Origin of the sequence: Micromonospora chalcea (genome assembly GCF_002926165.1) — a bacterium.
GTDB lineage: Bacteria > Actinomycetota > Actinomycetes > Mycobacteriales > Micromonosporaceae > Micromonospora > Micromonospora chalcea.
In genome coordinates, this window is the sequence record NZ_MAGP01000024.1 from 31,492 (window position 1) to 51,252 (window position 19,761).

Annotated in this window: 18 protein-coding genes; 10 read left to right on the forward strand and 8 right to left on the reverse strand. The window is 74.3% G+C overall.

Annotation, left to right across the window (positions count from 1 at the left end; genetic code table 11):
* Positions 1-28 precede the first annotated feature (28 nt).
* Together BAW75_RS03685 and BAW75_RS03690 are read left to right on the forward strand one after the other, a co-directional pair.
* Positions 29-1,363, forward strand: coding sequence for a dihydrolipoamide acetyltransferase family protein (locus BAW75_RS03685; protein WP_104112687.1), 1,335 nt, complete (start codon positions 29-31; stop codon positions 1,361-1,363).
* A 609-nt stretch (positions 1,364-1,972) separates the two neighbouring features.
* Positions 1,973-3,238 carry a L,D-transpeptidase gene (locus tag BAW75_RS03690; RefSeq protein ID WP_208635179.1) on the forward strand — a complete coding sequence of 422 codons (1,266 nt, stop codon included), beginning with the start codon at positions 1,973-1,975 and terminating at the stop codon, positions 3,236-3,238.
* Positions 3,239-3,267: 29 nt separating this feature from the next.
* Here BAW75_RS03690 and BAW75_RS03695 read toward each other — a convergent pair whose 3' ends face one another.
* The gene (locus tag BAW75_RS03695; protein ID WP_104112632.1) at positions 3,268-4,287 is read right to left on the reverse strand and encodes an SMP-30/gluconolactonase/LRE family protein; all 1,020 of its coding nucleotides are present in this window, start codon (positions 4,285-4,287) and stop codon (positions 3,268-3,270) included.
* A gap of 174 nt (positions 4,288-4,461) precedes the next feature.
* On the opposite strand from BAW75_RS03695, the gene BAW75_RS03700 reads away from it, so the two are divergent.
* Positions 4,462-4,860, forward strand: coding sequence for an STAS domain-containing protein (locus BAW75_RS03700; RefSeq protein WP_083297017.1), 399 nt, complete (start codon positions 4,462-4,464; stop codon positions 4,858-4,860).
* Positions 4,861-4,934: 74 nt separating this feature from the next.
* Here the strand turns inward: BAW75_RS03700 and BAW75_RS03705 are convergent, their stop codons facing one another.
* Both BAW75_RS03705 and BAW75_RS03710 read right to left on the reverse strand, forming a co-directional pair.
* Positions 4,935-5,303 carry an FKBP-type peptidyl-prolyl cis-trans isomerase gene (locus tag BAW75_RS03705; protein WP_030499930.1) on the reverse strand — a complete coding sequence of 123 codons (369 nt, stop codon included), beginning with the start codon at positions 5,301-5,303 and terminating at the stop codon, positions 4,935-4,937.
* 154 nt (positions 5,304-5,457) lie between these two features.
* Complete coding sequence (locus tag BAW75_RS03710; protein ID WP_369799256.1) at positions 5,458-6,039, reverse strand: hypothetical protein; 582 nt, start codon at positions 6,037-6,039, stop codon at positions 5,458-5,460.
* 217 nt (positions 6,040-6,256) lie between these two features.
* On the opposite strand from BAW75_RS03710, the gene BAW75_RS03715 reads away from it, so the two are divergent.
* Positions 6,257-6,955 (forward strand): CBS domain-containing protein, encoded by a 699-nt coding sequence (locus tag BAW75_RS03715; protein WP_030499932.1) that lies wholly within the window; start codon positions 6,257-6,259, stop codon positions 6,953-6,955.
* A gap of 14 nt (positions 6,956-6,969) precedes the next feature.
* Here the strand turns inward: BAW75_RS03715 and BAW75_RS03720 are convergent, their stop codons facing one another.
* Positions 6,970-7,689: a helical backbone metal receptor gene (locus tag BAW75_RS03720; RefSeq protein ID WP_104112633.1), complete on the reverse strand. Its 720-nt coding sequence runs from the start codon at positions 7,687-7,689 to the stop codon at positions 6,970-6,972.
* A gap of 26 nt (positions 7,690-7,715) precedes the next feature.
* Entirely contained in the window at positions 7,716-8,807 is a 1,092-nt protein-coding gene (locus tag BAW75_RS03725; RefSeq protein ID WP_104112634.1) for a DICT sensory domain-containing protein, read from the reverse strand.
* Between the two features lie 131 nt (positions 8,808-8,938).
* Here BAW75_RS03725 and BAW75_RS03730 point away from each other — a divergent pair, with 131 nt between their 5' ends.
* Positions 8,939-9,805 (forward strand): hypothetical protein, encoded by an 867-nt coding sequence (locus BAW75_RS03730; protein WP_104112635.1) that lies wholly within the window; start codon positions 8,939-8,941, stop codon positions 9,803-9,805.
* A gap of 270 nt (positions 9,806-10,075) precedes the next feature.
* On the forward strand, positions 10,076-11,368 hold the full coding sequence (locus BAW75_RS03735) for a hypothetical protein (RefSeq protein WP_167435516.1): 1,293 nt from the start codon (positions 10,076-10,078) through the stop codon (positions 11,366-11,368).
* 234 nt (positions 11,369-11,602) lie between these two features.
* Here the strand turns inward: BAW75_RS03735 and BAW75_RS03740 are convergent, their stop codons facing one another.
* Positions 11,603-11,950, reverse strand: coding sequence for a histone-like nucleoid-structuring protein Lsr2 (locus BAW75_RS03740; RefSeq protein WP_043330078.1), 348 nt, complete (start codon positions 11,948-11,950; stop codon positions 11,603-11,605).
* 245 nt (positions 11,951-12,195) lie between these two features.
* On the opposite strand from BAW75_RS03740, the gene lon reads away from it, so the two are divergent.
* Entirely contained in the window at positions 12,196-14,532 is a 2,337-nt protein-coding gene (gene lon, locus BAW75_RS03745; protein ID WP_104112637.1) for an endopeptidase La, read from the forward strand.
* A 60-nt stretch (positions 14,533-14,592) separates the two neighbouring features.
* Here lon and BAW75_RS03750 read toward each other — a convergent pair whose 3' ends face one another.
* Positions 14,593-16,350 (reverse strand): DEAD/DEAH box helicase, encoded by a 1,758-nt coding sequence (locus BAW75_RS03750; protein WP_104112638.1) that lies wholly within the window; start codon positions 16,348-16,350, stop codon positions 14,593-14,595.
* Between the two features lie 118 nt (positions 16,351-16,468).
* A complete protein-coding gene (locus BAW75_RS03755) occupies positions 16,469-17,296 on the reverse strand; it encodes a hypothetical protein (protein WP_104112639.1) in 828 nt (275 codons plus the stop codon).
* Between the two features lie 132 nt (positions 17,297-17,428).
* Between BAW75_RS03755 and BAW75_RS03760 the strand changes: the two genes are divergently transcribed.
* The 3 genes from BAW75_RS03760 to BAW75_RS03770 are packed head-to-tail and all read left to right on the forward strand — an operon-like array spanning position 17,429 to position 19,754.
* On the forward strand, positions 17,429-18,574 hold the full coding sequence (locus BAW75_RS03760; protein WP_104112640.1) for a sensor histidine kinase: 1,146 nt from the start codon (positions 17,429-17,431) through the stop codon (positions 18,572-18,574).
* Complete coding sequence (locus BAW75_RS03765) at positions 18,571-19,176, forward strand: response regulator transcription factor (RefSeq protein ID WP_104112641.1); 606 nt, start codon at positions 18,571-18,573, stop codon at positions 19,174-19,176. The genes BAW75_RS03760 and BAW75_RS03765 overlap by 4 nt, the downstream gene beginning before the upstream one ends.
* 44 nt (positions 19,177-19,220) lie before the next feature.
* Positions 19,221-19,754 carry a 2'-5' RNA ligase family protein gene (locus BAW75_RS03770; protein ID WP_104112642.1) on the forward strand — a complete coding sequence of 178 codons (534 nt, stop codon included), beginning with the start codon at positions 19,221-19,223 and terminating at the stop codon, positions 19,752-19,754.
* The last annotated feature ends 7 nt before the right edge of the window (positions 19,755-19,761 follow it).

Here is a 19,761-nt window from a genome sequence, read left to right on the forward strand (position 1 = left end):
CCGTGAGGGCATGCCCGGCCGGCACGGCATGAGCACGGCTGTGGGGACCCGCGACTTCCTCCTGCCCGACCTCGGGGAAGGGCTGAGCGAGGCGGAGATCGTCGAGTGGCGGGTGGCCGTGGGCGACGTGGTCACCGTGGACCAGAGCGTGGTCGAGGTGGAGACCGCCAAGGCCGTCGTCGACGTGCCGTGCCCGTACGCCGGACGGGTCGTGGCCCTGCACGGCGCGGCCGGTGAGGTACGCCCGGTCGGTCAGCCGCTGATCACCATCGCCCCGCTCGACGACGCCCCCGACCCGCACGCCACCTATTGCGAGGAGGAGCGGGCCGGGTCCGGAAACGTCCTGATCGGCTACGGCACCGGCCACGGCGGCTCCGGCCAGCGGCGGCGTCGGCCGCGTCTGGCGCTCGCTCCCGAGGCCGCGCCGGCGTCGGTCGACCCGGCGCGGACCGGCGGACCGGCGGCGGCGCCGCTTGTCATCTCGCCGATCGTGCGGCGGCTGGCCAAGGAGCACGGCATCGACCTGGCGTCGCTGCGCGGCACCGGGCCGGGCGGCGTGATCCGCCGGGCTGACCTGGACGCCGCCGTGGCCGCTGCTGCTCCGGCGGCCCGGCTGGCCGCGGTGCCGGACGCCCCGGCCGCCCACGTCGGGCTCGCCCCGGCCGGCGACGGTGACACGGTCATCCCGCTCACCGGCATCCGCAAGGTGATCGCCGACAAGCTCTCCCGCAGCCGCCGGGAGATCCCCGAGGTGACCATCTGGGTCGACGTGGACGCCACCGGCCTGCTGGAGACGCGCGCCGCGATCAACGCCGCCGCGCCGGAGGCGCCGGTGAGCATCCTGGCCCTGCTGGCCCGGATCTGCCTCAGCGGCCTGCGGAAGTATCCGCAGCTCAACGCGCACGTCGACACCGAGGGGCAGCGGATCATCCAGTCCGCGGGCGTGCACCTGGGCATCGCCGCGCAGACCGACAGGGGCCTGGTCGTGCCGGTGCTGCGTGACGCGCAGCGGCTGACCACCCGGGAGCTGGCCGCCGCGCTCGCCGAGACCACCGCGGCGGCCCGGGCCGGCACGCTGCCCCCGGCACGGCTGACCGGCGGGACATTCACGCTCAACAACTACGGCGTGTTCGGCGTCGACGGCTCGACGCCGATCATCAACCATCCGGAGGCGGCGCTGCTCGGCGTCGGCCGGATCGTGGACAAGCCGTGGGTGGTGGACGGGCAGCTCGCCGTCCGCAAGGTGACCCAGATCAGCCTCACCTTCGACCACCGGGTCTGCGACGGCGGGGTGGCGGGCGGCTTCCTGCGCCACGTCGCCGACTGCGTCGAGCAGCCCGCCCTCCTGGTCGCCAACGTCTGACCGGTCAGGCTCCCGGCCCCGGCCCTCCCCACGGAGGTCCGGGGCCGCGCCGCGTCACCGCCCTGCGCGTCCCCGCCCCCGCTCCCCGCCCCGGCCTCCCCGCCCCCCGCTCGCGATCTTGCACTTGCGGCCCTCGACGTGCCCGATTCGCACCCTTCTCCGGGGCCGCAACTGCAAGATCGCCGCGGCGGCACGGGTGACGCGAGCGAGGGAGTCCAGCGCTGGCCGTCTTGCGGGACCCTTGTTCCGGTGGGTGGGATCGGTCGAGATCTTGGTAGCAAAGTGCCCCTATGGAGGCCGTTTCGTACCAAGATCTCGCCGGGTCGGAACCTCACGCCGCCCTCTCTTCGTCGATCATGAGGTTGGCGGGGACAAAAAGGACGCCGCGCGCCGTCAACTTCATGATCGACGGACAAGGGGCGGTCAAGAGGTGAGGAGGGGCGGTGGTGGGAACCGGGCGGAGGGCGCGTGCGGCGCAAGCGGGGACGGGAATTACCTGTCCGGCACGATTCTCCGCAGCCTTTTCCGAGCAATTCCGCCGAAGGTGCCACGGCGTGATCCTGGGCCTACAGAATGTGGGCGAGAGGGTTCGGAAATGGGGGGCGAAATATGTTTGCGAGGCGCCGACTGACGCTTTTCGCGATGACTGTCGCAGCCGCGCCGCTGGCGGTCGGCGCGTGCACCGCCGGCCCGAAGTCGGTGGCGAAACAGGCCGAGGCGTCGCCGCCGTCGGTCACCGTGACACCCGCCGATCGCACGAAGAACGTGCCGATCAGCGCGGAGGTGGGCACGAAGGTCAGCAACGGCAAGGTGACAGCCGTCAAGCTGACCGACGACAAGGGCAACGCCGTACCGGCCCAGCCGCGCGAGGACGGCTCCGGCTGGGTGCCGGACCGTCCGCTGGCCAATTCCCGGACGTACACGGCGGAGGTGACCGCGACCGGCGATTCGGGGAAGACCGCCACGCAGAAGACGACGTTCACGACGATGGCCAAATCCACCAAACCGGCCGTCACCAGCGAATTGTATTTCCGGCCGAATCAGACGTACGGGACGGCGATGCCGGTGGTGCTCGGATTCGACCCGCCGATTCCGAAGGAGGCCCGCGCGGACGTGCAGCGCCGGCTGTTCGTGAAGACCGACCCGCCGCAGCCCGGCACCTGGTCGTGGGTGGCCGACGGCAAGCAGGCCGAGTACCGGGCGCCGGACCGCTGGAAGCCGGGCACGACGATCAGCGTGCGCAGCGCGTTGCAGGGGCTGCCCATCGGCAAGGAGGCGATCGGCGACTCCGACCGGGTCGCGACCGCCAAGGTCGGTCGGCAGGTGACGCTCGACATCGACAACGGGACCAAGCAGATGACCGTCTACGAGGACGGCAAGGTGCTCAAGAAGATCCCGGTCAGTCTCGGCAAGGAGAGCACGCCGACGTCCAGCGGCACCATGGTGATCATGGAGAAGCACGAGCACACCACGTTCGACACCCGGGGTGAGCCAAACGGCGGCTACGTGGTCGACGTGGACGACGCCCAGCGGCTGACCTGGGGCGGCGAGTTCATCCACTCCGCGCCGTGGTCGGAGGGGGAGCAGGGCTACACCAACACTTCGCACGGCTGCACGAACGTGTCGGCCACGGCCGCGGACTGGCTCATGGGCGTCACGCAGGTCGGTGACCTGGTGACAGTGCGGGGCACCGAGGTGAAGCTCGACCAGGGCAACGGCTTCACCGCCTGGAACGTCAGCTGGGACGAGTTCGCCAAGGGCAGCGCGCTGCCCGTACCGGCGGGGCTGAAGCCCACGCAGAGCGCCACGCCGCACCCGGGCGCGGTGGCCGGCGGGTCGGCGCCGGCGCCGTCGCGGAGCAACAGCGGCGGCTGAACCTGGGGAGGAACGGCCCCGTGCCGTGCTCAGTCCAGGTCGACGCGGGCCACCCCGGCCGCGGTCAGGCTGCCCAGCCAGAGCCGGCGGCCGTGCAGCCGCACGCCGGTGACCATCGGGTACGCCCCGCTCGGGCCGTGCAGCGTCCGCAGCACCCGCCCCGCGCCGTCGACCAGCGCGACCAGCCCGTAACGGCGCGGCCGGGGCTGCACCGCGCCGGGCAGCAGCGCGACGATCTGGCGGACGCGCGGATGCGGCAGCAGCCGTTCCATCGTCGCCAGCCGGGGGCTGGGCAACGCGACCCAGTACGTCCCGTCACCCACCGCGGAGATGTTGTCCGGGTACGCCGGCAGGTCGGTCAGCACCGTGGCCCGCCCGCCCGGCAGGTCGATCCGGAGCAGCCGGTGGGTGGCGGTCTCGGCGAGCATCAGCGCCGACTCGTCCGGGGTGAGCGCCAGCCCGTTGGGGAAGTAGAGCCCGTCGGCGACCACGTCGGTGCGCCCGGTGCGCCTGTCGTAGGCCAGCACCCGCCCGTTGGGCCGGTGCTCCAGCAGGTCCCGCTTCCAGTGCGACAGCGGGAAGCGGTCGGAGGAGTCGGTGAAGTAGACGGTGCCGTCGCTCGCGACCGCCGCGTTGTCGGCCAGGTGCACCGGCGGGGCGGTCCCGGTCAGCTCGTGCACCGCGCCGGCGGGGTCGACCCGCAGCAGTCCCCGGTACGCGTCGCAGACGAGCAGCCCGCCGTCGGCCGGGTCCCGTTCGATGCCCAGCGGCCGTCCGCCGGTCTCGGCCAGAAGCGTGGGCCGGGTGCCGGCCGCCGCCTCGGCGGGCCACCACCAGAGCCGGCCGTCCTCGTCGCCGCTGACCACCCGGCCGTCGGCGTCGACCACCACGTCCTCCGGCCCGTGCCCGCCGGCCGGCAACGGCAGCAGGTCGGCCCGGTCGAGCCGGGTGTCGGCGGGCGTCCAGGGCCCGGTCAGCGGCGGCGGCACGGTCGCCGGCTCGCGGACCGGCCGGATCAGCAGGGGCGCACGCGGGCGGGGGACAGCCATCGGCTCATTGTGGCCCGGCGGCGTCGCGAAGGGCAGTGCCCGACGGCGTTTCGCGCCCGTGGCGCGGCGGCTGCGGGATGACCCTGAGACGGCTCGGGGTCGGTTCCCGGACAGTACCCGGAACCCCCGCCGCGAGGCCCGGAATTGTCGGTGGGGCCGGGTAGGTTTGGCCGCATGGTACACAGCGTTGAGCGCTTCCACGTGGCGATGGACGTGCACGATCACGTGGTCGAGCTGCGTCCGGTCGGCGAGATCGACATCGCCACCGTGACGGCGTTCCGGGCCGCGCTCTGGGCCGCGCCGGCGCGGCCGGTGCTGCGGGTCGACCTGTCGGGTGTGCGGCTGCTGTCCGCCGCCGGGGTCCGCGCGCTCGTCGCCACCCACCTGCGGGTCCGGGCCCGCGGTGGCGAGCTGGTGCTCGTCGACCCGGACCCGGTGGTGGCCCGGGTGCTGCGGGTGACCGGCCTGCACCGGGTGCTCCCGGTGCGCTGCTCCGACCGCTCGCAGGACGTGCCGAGTCGTGCCCACGACCGGTCCGGCCGCACCCACGAGATGGTGGCGTGCGCGGCCTGAACGGGAGCGGGCCGCCGGGCACACGACGGGCCGCCGGCGCGAGTGCCGACGGCCCGACGTGAACGGCGCTGCGCTCAGCGCACGCCGAGCAGGTCCACCACGAAGACGAGCGTCTCGTTCGGCTTGATGACGCCGCCGGCGCCGCGGGCGCCGTAGCCCAGGTGCGGCGGGATGGTGAGCTTGCGCCGGCCGCCGACCTTCATGCCGACGACGCCCTGGTCCCAGCCGGCGATGACCTGGCCGCCGCCGAGCGGGAACTCGAACGTCTCACCCCGGTTCCACGAGGCGTCGAACTCGCGGCCGTTCGAGTGGGCCACGCCCACGTAGTGCACGCTCACCAGTTGGCCCGGGCGGGCCTCCGGGCCGTCGCCGACGGTGATGTCCTCGACGACCAGATCCGCGGGCGGCGCGCCCTCGATCGGGCCGACCTGGGGCTTGTCCATGAACGGTCTCCTCGGTGCTGACGGTGTGGTCACCGTCGATCCTGCGGGATCGCGACCGGCCGATACGCGCCGGTCCCCGCACAACGGCGTGGCGGGGACACGAGAAGGGGGCGGGCGCCGCCTGTCGGCGACGCCCGCCCCGCAGCGGGCTGGTTCACTTCAGCCAGGGGAGACGCTGGACCAGGGGGAGCTTCGCCCAGATCCGGCCGAGGCCGAGGGTGTTGCCGGCGCCCACCAGGGCGAGACCGGCCAACAGGCCCGCGTAGATGAGGTGGTCGTCCATGAAGGGGTTGTTCGCCGGGGGCAGCACGGCCGTCCACATCAGGACCAGGAGCAGTCCGCCGGCCACGGCGGCGATCCGGATGCCGATGCCGAGCATCAGCGCGACACCGATGCCGAGCAGGCCGAGCATGAACAGCGTGTCCGCCCAGGCCGCGCCGGCGATGTTCCGGTAGAGGTCCGCGAACGGGCCCTCGACCGCGTTGCCCAGGAAGCCCTTGGTCGGGCTGCCGCCGTTGATCCAGGCGTTCTTCGCCGCGGTCTCGTGGCCGAGGCCGAACATCTTGTCGAGGAAGGCCCAGAGGAAGATCCAGCCCAGCGCGAGCCGCAGGCCGGCCCACACGTACCGGGTGGCCTTCTGCCGGGTGGTCTCGATGTGCGCCGCCGGAGCGGTGGTGGCGGCGGGGGTCCGCTTGACGGCGGGGGTCCGCTCGATTGTCGCGGTCATGGTCTCCACGTCCCTTCCTGTGCCTCGCACCGCGCTTCCCGGTGGCACATTCATTCCACCGCCGAGCCGCCTCCCGGAGCAGGGCCTACCGGTGCCCTGATGACCGGGTCATTGGTCCCGTCCGTACCCGGTCCGGTCGGCCCGTCCCCGCCGGTCCGCCGCCCCTGACCAGGGCGTTTGCGGCGGCCTATCGTCGCAGGTGAAGGCCCGGTACGAGGAGGTCGTGATGAGGACGTGGCAGGTGGCCGACGTGATGACCAGGGACGTCGCGGCGGTGACGGAGCAGACCCCGTACCGCGAGATCGTCGACGTGCTGGTGCGTAAGCGGATCAGCGGCGTGCCGGTGGTCGACTCGTTCCACCGGGTGCTCGGCGTGATCTCCGAGGCGGACCTGCTGCACAAGGTGGAGCGGGCCGGTCACCCGGACGAGCGCCGGGTGTTCGAGGGGCGGCGGCGCCGTACCGCCCGGGAGAAGGCCGACGCGCTGGTGGCCGGGGACCTGATGACCGCACCGGCGGTCACCACCCACGAGCGCGCCTCGCTGGCCGCGACGGCCCGGCTGATGGACCGCGAGGCGGTCAAGCGGGTGCCGGTGCTGGACGACCTGGGCCGGCTGTCCGGCATCGTCACCCGTGGTGACCTGCTCCGGGTGCACCTGCGTACCGACGCGGAGATCCGCGAGGAGGTGGTGCACGAGGTGCTGCGCCGGGTGCTGTCGGTCCGCGACGGCCTGGTCACGGTGCAGGTCCGCGGCGGCGAGGTCACCATGGACGGTCGGCTGGACCGGCGCAGCGCCGTCGAGCTCGCCGGCCGCCTGGCCGGACAGGTCGCGGGCGTGGTCGCCGTGCACAACGCCATCGGGTACGACCTGGACGACACCACGCTGATGGAGCTGGACCCGGTGCACGCCACCCCGGTTGCCTGAGCGTGCCGGCGTGGTCAGGCGGTGGCGCTCGCGAGCTGGGCGGCGAGCAGCGCCGGCGCCTCGGCCAGCGACGGGCCGTACCAGGTGAGGTGCCGGCCGGACACCAGCGCCGCCGGCACCCCCGGGAACGCCTCCGGCCCGTCGTCGGCGGTGAACCGGTACGGCTCGTCGGGCAGCACCACCAGCTCCGGTGACCGGGCGCGCAGCTCGTCGAGAGTGGGCCGGGGATAGCGTTCCGCGTCCCCGGCCCAGCCGTTCACCACGCCGAGCCGGGCCAGCACGTCCCCGGCGAACGTGTCCCGGCCGAGCACCACCCACGGGCGCCGCCACACCGGCACCACAGCGGTGCGGACGCGCGCCGGCGTGCCCAGGGCCGCCCAGGCGCGACGGGCTGCCGTCAGCCACGGCGGCTCGGCCGGCGCGCCGAGCGCTACCACCAGCTCGCCGAGCTGGTCGAGCGCCTCCGGCACGGTACGCGGGAACGTGACCCGCACCGGCGCCCCGGCCGCGCGCAACGCCTCGGCGTCGGCCAGCCGGTTCTCCTCCTCGTTGAGCAGCACCAGATCCGGTTTGAGGGCGAGCACCCGGTCCAGGTCCGGATACTTCGTCCCGCCGACCCGGGCGACGTCCAGCCCGGCCGGATGGGTGCACCAGTCGGTCGCCCCGACCAGCACCTCCGGGCGGGTGGCCGCCACCGCCTCGGTCAGCGACGGCACCAGCGACACCACCCGCACGGCGTGTTCTCCCCTCGTACCGCGGATCAGCGGGCCGGCGCGGTCGCGGCGTCGGCCGTCTCCGGCGGCAGGCCCGCCACCGGCAGGCCCTTGCGGGCCGCCCAGTCGACGGCGGCGCGCAGGTCTGCGGTGGGCAGCGGCCGCCGGGTGCTCACCCCGACCGCCGCGTGCATCGTGTAAACCAGGAACGGGTACGACTTGGCGAGCGCGGCGATCGCGTCGTGCAGGCGGCGCACCACCTCGAGCGCGGCCGGCTCGTCCAGCCCGGGCAGCAGGAGCTGGTACTCGTTCTCGGCGACCCGCAGCGCGCGGTCGACCGGGCGCAGCGCGCCGGTGACGGCGGCGAGCACGGCATGGCCCTCCCGGGCGCCGTTGCGCCGGCCGAATCGTTCCGGCGAGCCGGGCGGCTCGTCCACCCGCAGGCCGACCAGCGCCACCGGCAGCGTGCCCGAGGCGGTCACCCCGTCCATGCCGGCCCACCGGCGCAGGCCCGGCTCGTCGAGGAACGCCTCGGCGGGCTGGACCGGCGGCGTGACCCGGTCGGCGCGGCGGGCCAGCAGCCGCAGCGCCGCCTCGGCGCGCGGCTCGCCCGGTCCGGCCGGGATGTCGCGCACCCGGGCGATCGCCTCGTCCAGCGCCGTGCGCGCCTCGGCGGGCAGCCGCTCGGCGAGTTGTTCGCGCAGCCGGATGGCCTCGTGCAGCGCCTCGTCCCGGCGGAATCCCCAGCGGCCGTCGAAGAGCCGGCCGGCTTCCAGCGTCGGCGCGGGCGTCGCCTCGGCGCGGTCGTGGGCCACGAGGGTGGCGCCGAACCGAGGGCTCAGCACCACCACGCTCCACTCGCGGGCCAGCTCCTCCGCCTCGTCGAGCGTCACGCCGTACGTGCGATCGGGCAGGTCGGGCGGCGGGCCGCCGACCATCGCCACCACCGTCGCCGCGGCGCGGCCGGCGATGCGCCGGTAGACCTCGCGCTCCCGGTCGAAGTACGGCAGCCGCTGGAACAGGGCGAACACGATCAGCGGGCCGTCCTCGGCCTCGGCGAGCGCGGCCCGCTCGATGGCGTGGGAGAGGGCGACGAGACTGCGTTTGGTGAACTGCTCCGGGGTCCGTCCGCTGTGCACGGGCAGAGCCTAGAGGCACGGACGCGGCTGCGCACCGGTCGGCGGGCCCCGGCGTGCTCCACCGCACCGCCGGGGCGGACGCCCGACGCCCTACACTCGGGCGTCGACCGGACGACGGGGGGCGGGGCGAGATGACGAACACCGGCAGCGTGACCGCCTCCTGGCTGCGGCCGGTCCCGTCCGGCGCGACGCCGTGCCTGACCCGCCACGGGCACGTCGGGTACGCCGGCCGGCGGCTCGGCGAGCTGGTGCAGGGCCGTCCGCCGGGAGTCACCGGCAACCAGTGGAGCACGGCCGGACGGGCGCCGCTGGACCTGGTGGTCGGCGCCGCCGACACCGGCCTGCCGCGCTTCGCGGTGCGGTTCACCGCGCCCGCGTCCGACGGGTCGCCCGCCCGCCGGGAGGAACGGCTGACCGACGCGGTGTCCGCCGCCGTCGGCCTGCCGCTGCTGCGGGTCGAGTCACCGACGCTGCGCGGCGCCGATCACGTCCGCCGCTTCGTCGAGTACGTCCTGGACGCGCGGGCCTACGCCGAGGGCACCGACCCGGAGGCCGGGGACGCGGTCGGCTTCCGGGACATCATCGGCCGGCTGCCGGACGGCCGGCGTGGACCGGTGAACGACCTCGGGGCGCTCGCGCGGGTCGAGGCGGTCGAGGCGTACGTGGCCGGCCGGCTCGCCGACCCGATCGTGCGCGGGCTGCACGTGCGCTGGACCGGCGGCCCGGCGGAGGGCTGGTGCTGGGTCGAGGTGCGGCCCGGCGGCTGCCTGCTGGAGCGGGTACGGCTGACGTCGCGGGGATTCTCCTGCGGCGTGGACCCGGGCCGGCTCGCCGAGGACCTGGCCGCGATGGCGCTGGGGGAGCGACTGCGCGATCTCGACGCCGCCGGGGCGTCTCTGGTGGACCGGGAGGAGCTTCGCGGTCGGGTGCGCGCGCTCGCGGCCCGGCGGGACTCCTTCGACGGCGGCTTCGCCTTCGACCACCTCTGCGCGGACTGAATCCTTCCTGGCCGCGGCGCCGAGCCGACCCCGGCCCGGCACGTCCCGATTTTTTTCGATCTCCGGTTGAACCTTCGCCGACGGCGCTCCGTACCTCATCGGGAATGGACGCAGACTTCGCCGCCGCGCCCGGACGGCGCGGAGACGATGCGGAAAGGGCATCGTCGGCCATCGACGCGCGACCCGAGCGTCGCAGTGATCTCACACCCCGAATTCATCGGTCCGCCGGGATCACCAGTCAACTACCGGATCGAGAAGGAGAGCAATTCGATGCGCAGGTCCACACGGGCGCGCCGGTCATCCGGTAACGCGCGGAGCAAGCGGGTGCTGGCAGTGGTCGGCACGCTCGCGGTCTTCGGCGGCATCGTGGCCGTCACCCAGATCTCGTCCGCCCAGGACCGGCGGACGACCACGCGCGCCGCCTCGGCGTCCTGTGTGCCCGCCAGCCCGGGGGCGACCGCCCCGGACGGCCAGGGCAGCAGCACCCGTACCTGGCAGAACGGCCGCTGGGTCCGCAACCACTGGGGCGACGGCCAGATGTCGCCGGCCGAGTGCCAGCAGACGACCGCGGGTGGCGCCGGCGCCGGCACTCCGACCGTGACCTGCCCGGACGTCCGGGGTCGGCTGCCGCAGGTGCCCGGCCGGGCCCGTGCCGAGGTGGATCGCGAGCTGGCGGCGCTGACGTCCCAGATCGCTGAGGCGAACCGGCGGCTCGCGGCGGAGGGCCGCAACGGCGGCGAGTTCATCGACAACGCGATCCTGGGTCCGCTCGCGGACAAGCGGACCGCGGCGCTGAACCGGATCGCCACCGCCATCGGCCGGTTCGGCCAGCGCCCGCAGGGGCTGGACCAGTTCGCCCGGTGCGCGTTGACCGACGTCCCCGGCAACGGTGGGGGTCAGAACGGCGGGGGTCAGAACGGCGGCAACAACAACGGCGGTCAGAACGGGGGCCAGAACGGCGGGAACAACGGCGGCGGGAACAACAACGGCGGCGGCCAGAACAACGGTGGCGGCAACGGGCTGAACGTGCTCGCCAAGGACTGCTCCGGCAGCCAGCTGCAGGGGCACGACGGCTTCCAGAACGGCAACCGGTGCGTCAGCACCGCGTTCGGTGAGGTGGGCGCCGCGGCGAACAACCCGTCGCTGCTGATCACGCAGTTCCCGAACCAGGTGCGGCGCAACCAGCCGTTCACGCTCCGGGTGACCACCAAGAACCTGGTGCGGGACCGCTTCCTCGCGGCCGGGCAGGGCGGCTACTACCTGGAGAGCTCGCTGCTCAACGGTCAGGGCCTGGTGCGCGGCCACTTCCACACCGCCTGCCGGATGCTCGGCAGCACCCGGCAGCCCCCGAACCCGCAGGACGTGCCGGCGTTCTTCGTCGCCACCGAGGACGGCCGCGGCGGCAACCAGCCGGACGACGTGCTGATCCAGATCCCGGGCCTGGCGCAGTCGGGCGTGGCGCAGTGTGCGGTCTGGGCCGGTGACGGCTCGCACCGCATCCCGATGATGGAGCGGGCGAACCAGACTCCCGCCATCGACGTGGTGCGCATCCGGGTCAACTGAGGACACGCGACGGCCGCGGCCGCCCGGGAACCGTCCGGGTGGCCGCGGCCGTGTCGTGTCCGCGTGGTGGGTACGCGAGGCGGGTCCGGCAGGGGAGCGTGGGAATCGTTCCGGGAAGAAGTTTCATGCCGTCGGACTCCAGCCCGATGAAAGTCACCGACAACACAAAAGGCCGGCCGGGCGCTGCGATTTCTCAGCGTGACCCTGGGATACCCGACGGTGAGTGTTTAGCGCTCAGCGGTTCTTGTACGCCTCGACGACCGACACCGGGATGCGCCCGCGCTCGGAAATCTCGTACCCGTTCTTGGCTGCCCATTCGCGGATGGCGCGGTTCTGCTCGCGGTCCATTCCCGAGGTGCTCGGCCGGCCCGCGCGCCGGGTGGCGCGGGCGACCTCGGTGGCGCCGCGGCCGATCCGCCTGCCAGCGCTGATGTACGGGTCCAGCGCCTTGCGCAGAACGCCCGCGTTCTCGTCGGACACGTCGATCGTGTACGCCACGCCGTCCAGGCTGAACTCGACGGTCCGATCGGCCTTTCCGCCGTCGAGGTCGTCGGTCAGAACGGTGATTACTTTCCTTGCCATCGCCATTACTCCCTGTGTCGGGCGGGGTGTGCTAAGAGTCTGACTTACCTCACGGTAATTTCGCAACAATACCCGCCTCTTTGCATTCGGCGGGTCGTGCCAGGTAAGCGTCGCGGCCAATAGAGGACCGGTGCGCGAACAGGCGTCGGGAAGGTCGGACAGTGGCGTGGGTCACAACCCGGAACAAGGGGCACCTTTTGTTACTTGAGCCAGACACGCTCAACCAACGTGATGGCAGGTGTCCGATGGCAACTCTTCCGGTACTTCCCCTGACCGACACCGTCCTGCTGCCCGGGATGGTCATCCCGGTCACCCTCGACCCGACCACCCAGGCCGCCGTCGACGCGGCCCGCGCCACCGGCGACAAGGAACTCCTGGCCGTGCCCCGCCTCGACGGCGAGTACGGCTCCGTCGGCGTGGTCGCCACGATCGAGAAGGTGGGCCGGCTGCCCAGCGGCGAGCCGGCCGCCGTGATCCGCGGTCTCGTCCGCGCCCGCATCGGCTCCGGCGTGCCCGGTCCCGGCGCCGCGCTCTGGGTCGAGGCCGCGACGCTCGACGAACCCGCACCGGCGGGCCGCGCCCGGGAACTCGCCCGCGAGTACCGCGCGCTCATGACCTCGGTGCTCCAGCAGCGCGGCGCCTGGCAGGTGATCGACGCGATGGAGCGGATGACGGACCTGTCCGAGCTGGCCGACTCGGCCGGCTACGCGCCCTGGCTCAGCCTGGCGCAGAAGACCGAGCTGCTCGCCGCGCCGGACGTCACCGGTCGGCTGGAGCTGCTGGTCGGCTGGGTGAAGGAGCACCTGGCCGAGCAGGAGGTCACCGAGCAGATCAACAGCGACGTGCGCGAAGGGCTGGAGAAGTCCCAGCGCGAGTTCCTGCTCCGCCAGCAACTCGCCGCGATCCGCAAGGAACTCGGCGAGGACGAGCCCGACGGCTCCGCCGACTACCGCTCCCGGGTGGAGTCCGCCGACCTGCCGGAGAAGGTACGCGAGGCGGCGCTGCGCGAGGTCGGCAAGCTGGAACGGGCCAGCGACGCCTCACCCGAGGCGGGCTGGATCCGTACCTGGCTGGACACCGTGCTGGAGATGCCGTGGAGCACGCGTACCGCTGACAACACGGACCTGGCCGCGGCGCGGGCCGTGCTCGACGCCGACCACGCCGGCCTGGCCGACGTGAAGGACCGCATCCTGGAGTACCTCGCGGTGCGCAACCGGCGCGCGGAGCGCAACCTCGGCGTGGTCGGCGGACGCGGCTCCGGCGCGGTGCTCGCCCTGGCCGGCCCGCCCGGTGTCGGCAAGACCAGCCTCGGCGAGTCGGTCGCCCGGGCGCTGGGCCGCAACTTCGTCCGCGTCTCCCTCGGCGGCGTCCGGGACGAGGCGGAGATCCGCGGCCACCGGCGCACCTACGTCGGCGCGCTGCCCGGCCGGATCGTGCGGGCGCTGCGCGAGGCCGGCTCGATGAACCCGGTCGTGCTGCTCGACGAGGTCGACAAGCTGGCCGCCGGCTACTCCGGCGACCCGGCGGCGGCTCTGCTGGAGGTGCTCGACCCGGCGCAGAACCACACGTTCCGCGACCACTACCTGGAGGTCGACCTCGACCTGTCCGACGTGCTGTTCCTCGCCACCGCCAACGTGGTGGAGGCGATCCCCGGCCCGCTGCTGGACCGGATGGAGCTGGTCGCGCTGGACGGCTACACCGAGGACGAGAAGGTGGCCATCGCCCGCGACCACCTGCTGCCCCGGCAGCGGGAGCGGGCCGGGCTGACCGGCGAGGAGGTGAGCGTCGCCGACGACGCGCTGGCGCTGATCGCGGGCGAGTACACCCGGGAGGCCGGTGTCCGGCAGCTCGAACGGGCCCTGGCGAAGATCCTGCGCAAGGTGGCCGTCGCGCTCGCCACGGACGCCGCGCCGGTACACGTGGACGCCGGGAACCTGGCCCGCTACCTGGGCCGGCCGAAGTTCACCCCGGAGTCGGCCGAGCGGACCGCCGTGCCCGGCGTGGCGACCGGCCTGGCCGTCACCGGCGCCGGTGGCGACGTGCTGTTCATCGAGGCCACCACCATGGAGGGCGAGCCCGGGCTGACGCTCACCGGGCAGCTCGGCGACGTGATGAAGGAGTCCGCGCACATCGCGTGGTCGTACCTGCGGTCGAACGGGCGGCGCTACGGGCTGGACCCGAACGCGCTGGCCGGGCGGCGGATCCACCTGCACGTCCCGGCGGGCGCGGTACCGAAGGACGGCCCGAGCGCCGGCATCACCATGGTGACCGCGCTGGCCTCACTGGTGACCGGGCGTCCGGTGCGGCCCGAGTTCGGGATGACCGGCGAGGTGACGCTCTCCGGCCGGGTGCTGCCGATCGGCGGGGTGAAGCAGAAGCTGCTCGCCGCGCATCGGGCCGGTCTCACCGAGGTGATCATCCCGAAGCGCAACGAGCCGGACCTGGACGACCTGCCGGCGCAGGTGCGGGAGGCGCTGACCGTGCACACCCTGTCTGACGTGGCGGACGTGCTCGCGCTGGCGCTGCGCCCGGCCGAGATCGGCACGCAGGCGCTGGACGGCCCGGCGCTCGCCGCGGCCTGACGGCCGTCGCCCCGGCCACCGTACGCACGGTGGCCGGGGCGACGCCGTGTCCGCCCGCGCTCAGCGCCGGTCGCGCCGCTCGTAACCCCGGTCGCGGCGCTCACCGGAACCGTCGCCGTCCCGGTCCCGGCGTACGGTCGCCTTACGGCCCTTGATCGTGGTGCCCCGCAGCCCTGAGATGATCTCGTCGGCCACCGCCTGCGGCACCTCGACCAGCGAGAACCGGTCGGCGATCTCGATCGAGCCGATGTCCCGGCCACTGATCCGGGTCTCCCCGGTGATCGCGCCGACCAGGTCCTGCGGCCGTACCCCGGCGCGTCGGCCCAGCCCGATGAAGACCTGGGTGGTCCCCCCGGTACGCGGACGGCCCGGGCCCCGGCGCTCGCCCCGCCCACCGGTCTCCGGGCGGCCCTCGCGCGGGCCGCGGACCGGAACCTGCGGGATCTCCTCCTCGTCGTCCGAGCCGGGCGACGTCGCCTCGTGCGCCAGCTTCACCGCCGCCAGCGCCACCTCGACCAGGTCGAACTCGTCGGTCAGCGACTCGACGATCACCCGGTACGGGTCGAGGTCGTCCTCCAGCAGGCTCTCCCGCAGCGCGCCCTGGGTCAGCTCCAGCCGCCGGGTCCGCATGTCCGCCACCGTGGGGATCTTGTCGATGGTGATCCGCTGGCCGGTGACCCGCTCGATGGTCTTGAGCATCCGGTGCTCGCGCGGCTCGGCGAGCGTGATCGCCACACCCTCCCGCCCGGCCCGGCCCACCCGGCCGATCCGGTGCACGTACGACTCCGGCGCCGACGGGACGTCGTAGTTGACCACGTGGGTGAGCTGCTCGACGTCCAGCCCCCGGGCGGCCACGTCGGTGGCGACCAGCAGGTCCGCCGTACCCGCGCGCAGCCGGCCCATCACCCGGTCCCGCTGCTCCTGGCTCATCCCGCCGTGCAGCGCCTCGGCCCGGTAGCCCCGGCCGTTCATCGTCTCGGTGAGCCGGTCGACCTCCTCGCGGCTGCGGCAGAACACGATCGCCGCGGTGGGCGACTCCACGTCCAGCACCCGGCCCAGCGCGGCCGGCTTGTGACCCCGGGCCACGATGTACGCGCTCTGCCGTACCCGGGGCGCCTCCACGGCGACCGGCCGCTCCCGCTCGATCTGGATCCGGACCGGATCGGTCAGGTGCTGCCGGGCCAGCCCGTCGATGCGGGCCGGCATGGTGGCCGAGAACAGCACCGTCTGCCGGCCGGCCGGCGCGTGCTCCAGGATCGCCTCGATGTCCTCGGCGAAGCCCATGTCGAGCATCTCGTCCGCCTCGTCCAGCACCACCGTGGCCAGCGCGCCCAGCCGCAGCGTGCCCCGGGCGATGTGGTCCAGGGCCCGGCCCGGCGTCGCGACCACCACGTCCACCCCGTGGTCGAGCGCGCGCAGCTGCCGGCCGATCGGCTGCCCGCCGTAGATCGGCAGCACCCGGGCGCCCAGGTCCTTGCCGTAGCGGTGGAACGCCTCGGAGACCTGCACGGCCAGCTCACGGGTGGGCACCAGCACCAGCGACACCGGGTCGCCGTCCGGTCGTCCCACCGGCATCCGCTGCAGCAGCGGCAGCGCGAACGCGGCGGTCTTGCCCGTACCGGTCGCCGCCTGTCCCAGCAGATCCTGCCCGGCCAGCAGCGGAGGGATCGCCTCCCGCTGGATCGGGGTGGGTTCCTCGTAGCCGAGCGCGGCCAGCGCGCCCAGCAACTCGGTGCGCAGCCCGAGATCCGCGAAGGCGGTGGCGTCCTCGGCGTCGGCGGGAATGGCGGGGTCGGTCGGGGTCGGTGCGGCGGTCATGCGACAAGTTTTTCATCACCGCCGCGCGGCGCTCGCGGCGACCGGGCCAAACGTTCGCCGCGCCACCTGCGTGCCGTCCCCTCCGGGTGATCCGGCGTGGCCCCGTGCCCCCGCCGGATCACCGGGACAGGACGGCCAGCAACGTGGTGAAACCGACCGCGACGTCGAACACCGCGCACCACAGCGCGTACCCGCGCGGCACCACAGTTCCGGTGCGGTGGTACCAGGCGTCCCAGGCGGCGTGGACGAGCCAGCCCACCCCGACGAGCACCCCGGCGACGTCGGCGGACGCGGTCGTCGCCACGACCGCCAGGCCGCCCCACCCGGCCGGCCCGGCGAGCTGCGCGGCCAGCGCGCGCCGGTCGCCCCACTGCCGCCGCCAGGTGCCGATCAGCAGGTAGCCGGCCGGCAGGACCAGCAGCGTCCACGGCGCGAAGACGGTCGGCGCGAACCACATGTCCACGGTCATGAGCAGCGCCAGCCCGGCCGGCCACCCGCGCGCCACGGCTGCCGCGACCGGGTGTCGGCGGGGCGGCGCGGCGGACGTGTGCCGGTGCCGCAGCGCCACCAGCAGCATCGCCGGCACCATCAGCAGGTGGCCGCCGAGCAGCAGCGCGTCGTCGCCGACCCACCCCGCCCACCAGGGCGGAAGCAGCAGCAGGAACGGCACGTACATGGCCGCCGACATCTCGCCGGTGGCGGCCCAGCCGTACCCCCGGTGCCACATCCACGCGGCCATGCCCGCCGCCATGTTCGTCGCCATCACCAGCGCGCCCACGTCCGGCCGCGCCAGCACCGCCGCGCCGCCCAGCACGTCCGCGCCCACCCGCCACAGCGGCCCGAGCAGCACCATCCCGGCCAGCATCGCCACCACCATCGCGGCCAGGTGCCGCGTCCGCGCCCACCCGGCCCACCGCCGGGGTACGACCACAGTCATCTCCGTCATGCCCCGACCCTGCCGTCGCCGGGCGCACCGGAGAAGGCGCGTCAGTCATCGGGAAACCGTGCGGATCGCACGGCCCGGCCGTGACGTTTCTCAGGAGTGGGCGGACCGGTGCACGCCCTAGGATCAGCGGGCATGAGCGTCGATCCGGCGGACCACCGGCTGCGCCGGGCCCGGCGGGTCACGCTGCTGTCGCTGGCCACGAACGTGTGGACGACGGTGCTGCTGCCAGCGGTCGGACTGGCCCGCGAACCCGACCCGGTACGCGTCGCGCTCGGCGCCGCCGGGCTGCTCGTGTTCACCGCCGCCCAGGTCGCGGTGCTGCACGCCGCCGTCACGCCGTGGCTGCCCGTGCCGGCGCGCCGCCGCCGGCACGCCGCGCTGACCGTGGCGGCGCTGCTCAGCCTGCCGCTGCTCGGCCCGGTCGCGGCCGGCTCCTGGCCCACCTGGGCGTGGCTCGGCGCGTCGCTGGTCGGCATGACGCCGCTGCTGTTCCGGCCCGTCGTGGCGGCGGTGGCGGCGGCCGGCGTCCTCGCGGCGTCCGCGGCCGTCACCTGGTGGACCGATGGCCCGCTGACCACGGCGCTGCTGGTCACCGGCCTGGTGGGGGCCGGGACAGCCGCGCTCACCTGGGTCCAGGTCTGGTTCTGGGACCTGCTGGTCGAGGCCCGGCAGGGGCAGGCCGCCCAGGCCCGGCTGGCCGCCGCCGAGGAACGGCTGCGCTTCGCCCGGGACGTGCACGACCTGCTCGGCCACGACCTGACGGTGATCGCGCTGAAGGCCGAGCTGGCCGAGCGGCTGGCGCCGGTCGAACCGGACCGGGCCGCCCGGGAGGCGGCGCAGGCGCGGCGGCTCGCCGCAACGGCGCTGACCCGGGTACGCGCGGCGGTGCACGGCTACCGCGCCGTCGACCTGGCCGAGCAGGCCGCCGCGGTGGGGGAGGTGCTGCGCTCCAGCGGCGTACGCACGACTGTGGTCCCGCCGTCCGGCGACGTGCCCGGTCCGGTCGCCGCCGACCTGGCCGCCGTGCTGCGTGAAGCCGGGACGAACGTGCTGCGGCACAGCCGGGCCGGCTGGTGCCGGATCGAGATCACCCGGGAGGACACGGCGGTGACGCTGACCGTACGCAACGACGGCGTGCGTGACGGCGACGGCCCGGACCGGCTCAGCGGCGGCCTGCGCGGCCTGTCCGACCGGCTCGCCCCGGTCGGCGGCCGGGTCCGGGCGGACGCCGCCGACGGCGTGTTCAGCCTGGTCGCGACCGTGCCGGTGGCGCGATGATCCGGGTGCTGCTGGCCGACGACGAGGAGCTGATCCGGCTCGCCCTCGCCGCGCTGCTCGACCTGGAGCCGGACATCGAGGTGGTGGCGCACGCGGGCGACGGGCGCGCAGCCCTGGACGCGGCGCTGGCTCACCGCCCGGACGTCGCGGTGCTCGACCTGGAGATGCCGGCGCCCGGCGGGGTCGAGGTCGCCGCCGAGCTGACCCGGGCGCTGCCCGGCTGCGCCCCGGTGATCCTCACCGGACACGGCCGCCCCGCCCAGCTCCCGCCGGCGCTGGCCGCCGGAGTGCGCGGCTTCCTCGCCAAGGGCGCTCCCGGCGGCGCGCTGGCCGACGTGATCCGCCGCGTGCACTCCGGCGCCCGGTACGTCGATCCGGCGCTCGCGGCCGACGCGCTCACCCTGCCCGAGTGCCCGTTGACGCCGCGCGAGCTGGAGACGCTGCGCCTGGCTGAGCTGGGCACCCCGGTCGCGGTGATCGCCCGGCGTACCCACCTGGCCGCCGGGACGGTCCGCAACCACCTGAGCGCCTGCGTGCAGAAGCTCGGCGCCGCGAACCGGGCCGAAGCGGTACGGCTCGCCCGCGAGGCCGGCTGGCTCTGAGGTACGGGACGTCGTGGCACGCTGCCGGCGGCTAGCCTGATCACGTGCGGACGGTCGAACTGCTCTGCTCATCCGAACTGGAAGCGGCGGTTCGCGCTGCCTGGGACCGGCTCGCCGCTGCCGGGCTGCCCAGCCTGGCCCGCAACACGCACCCGACGAACCGGCCGCACCTGACGCTCGCCTCCGTCGAGGAGTTCCCGTCCGGCGCCGAGCAGCGACTGGCCGACCTCTGTGACGCGGCGCTGCCGCTGCCGGTGCGGCTGGGCCGGGTGGCGGTGCTCGACGGCAGCGCGCCACTGGTGTGGCTGGTCCGCCCGACACCGCAGCTCGTCGCGCTGCACGGCGCGGTCTGGGACGTGCTGGCCGAGGCGTCCGGCGGGCACTCGTGGCACCAGCCCGGCCGGTGGGTGCCGCACCTGAGCCTGGCGCTGCGGTTCGGCGCGGCGGACCGGCGGCGCGCCCGGGCGGTCGCCGGGGCGCACCCGCCGGCCGGGGCGTTCGTGGCGGCGCGCAGCTACGACGGCGACACCCGCACGATCAGCGAGCTGACCACCGCCTGCCCGCGTTCCGGCGGCTGACCGAGAG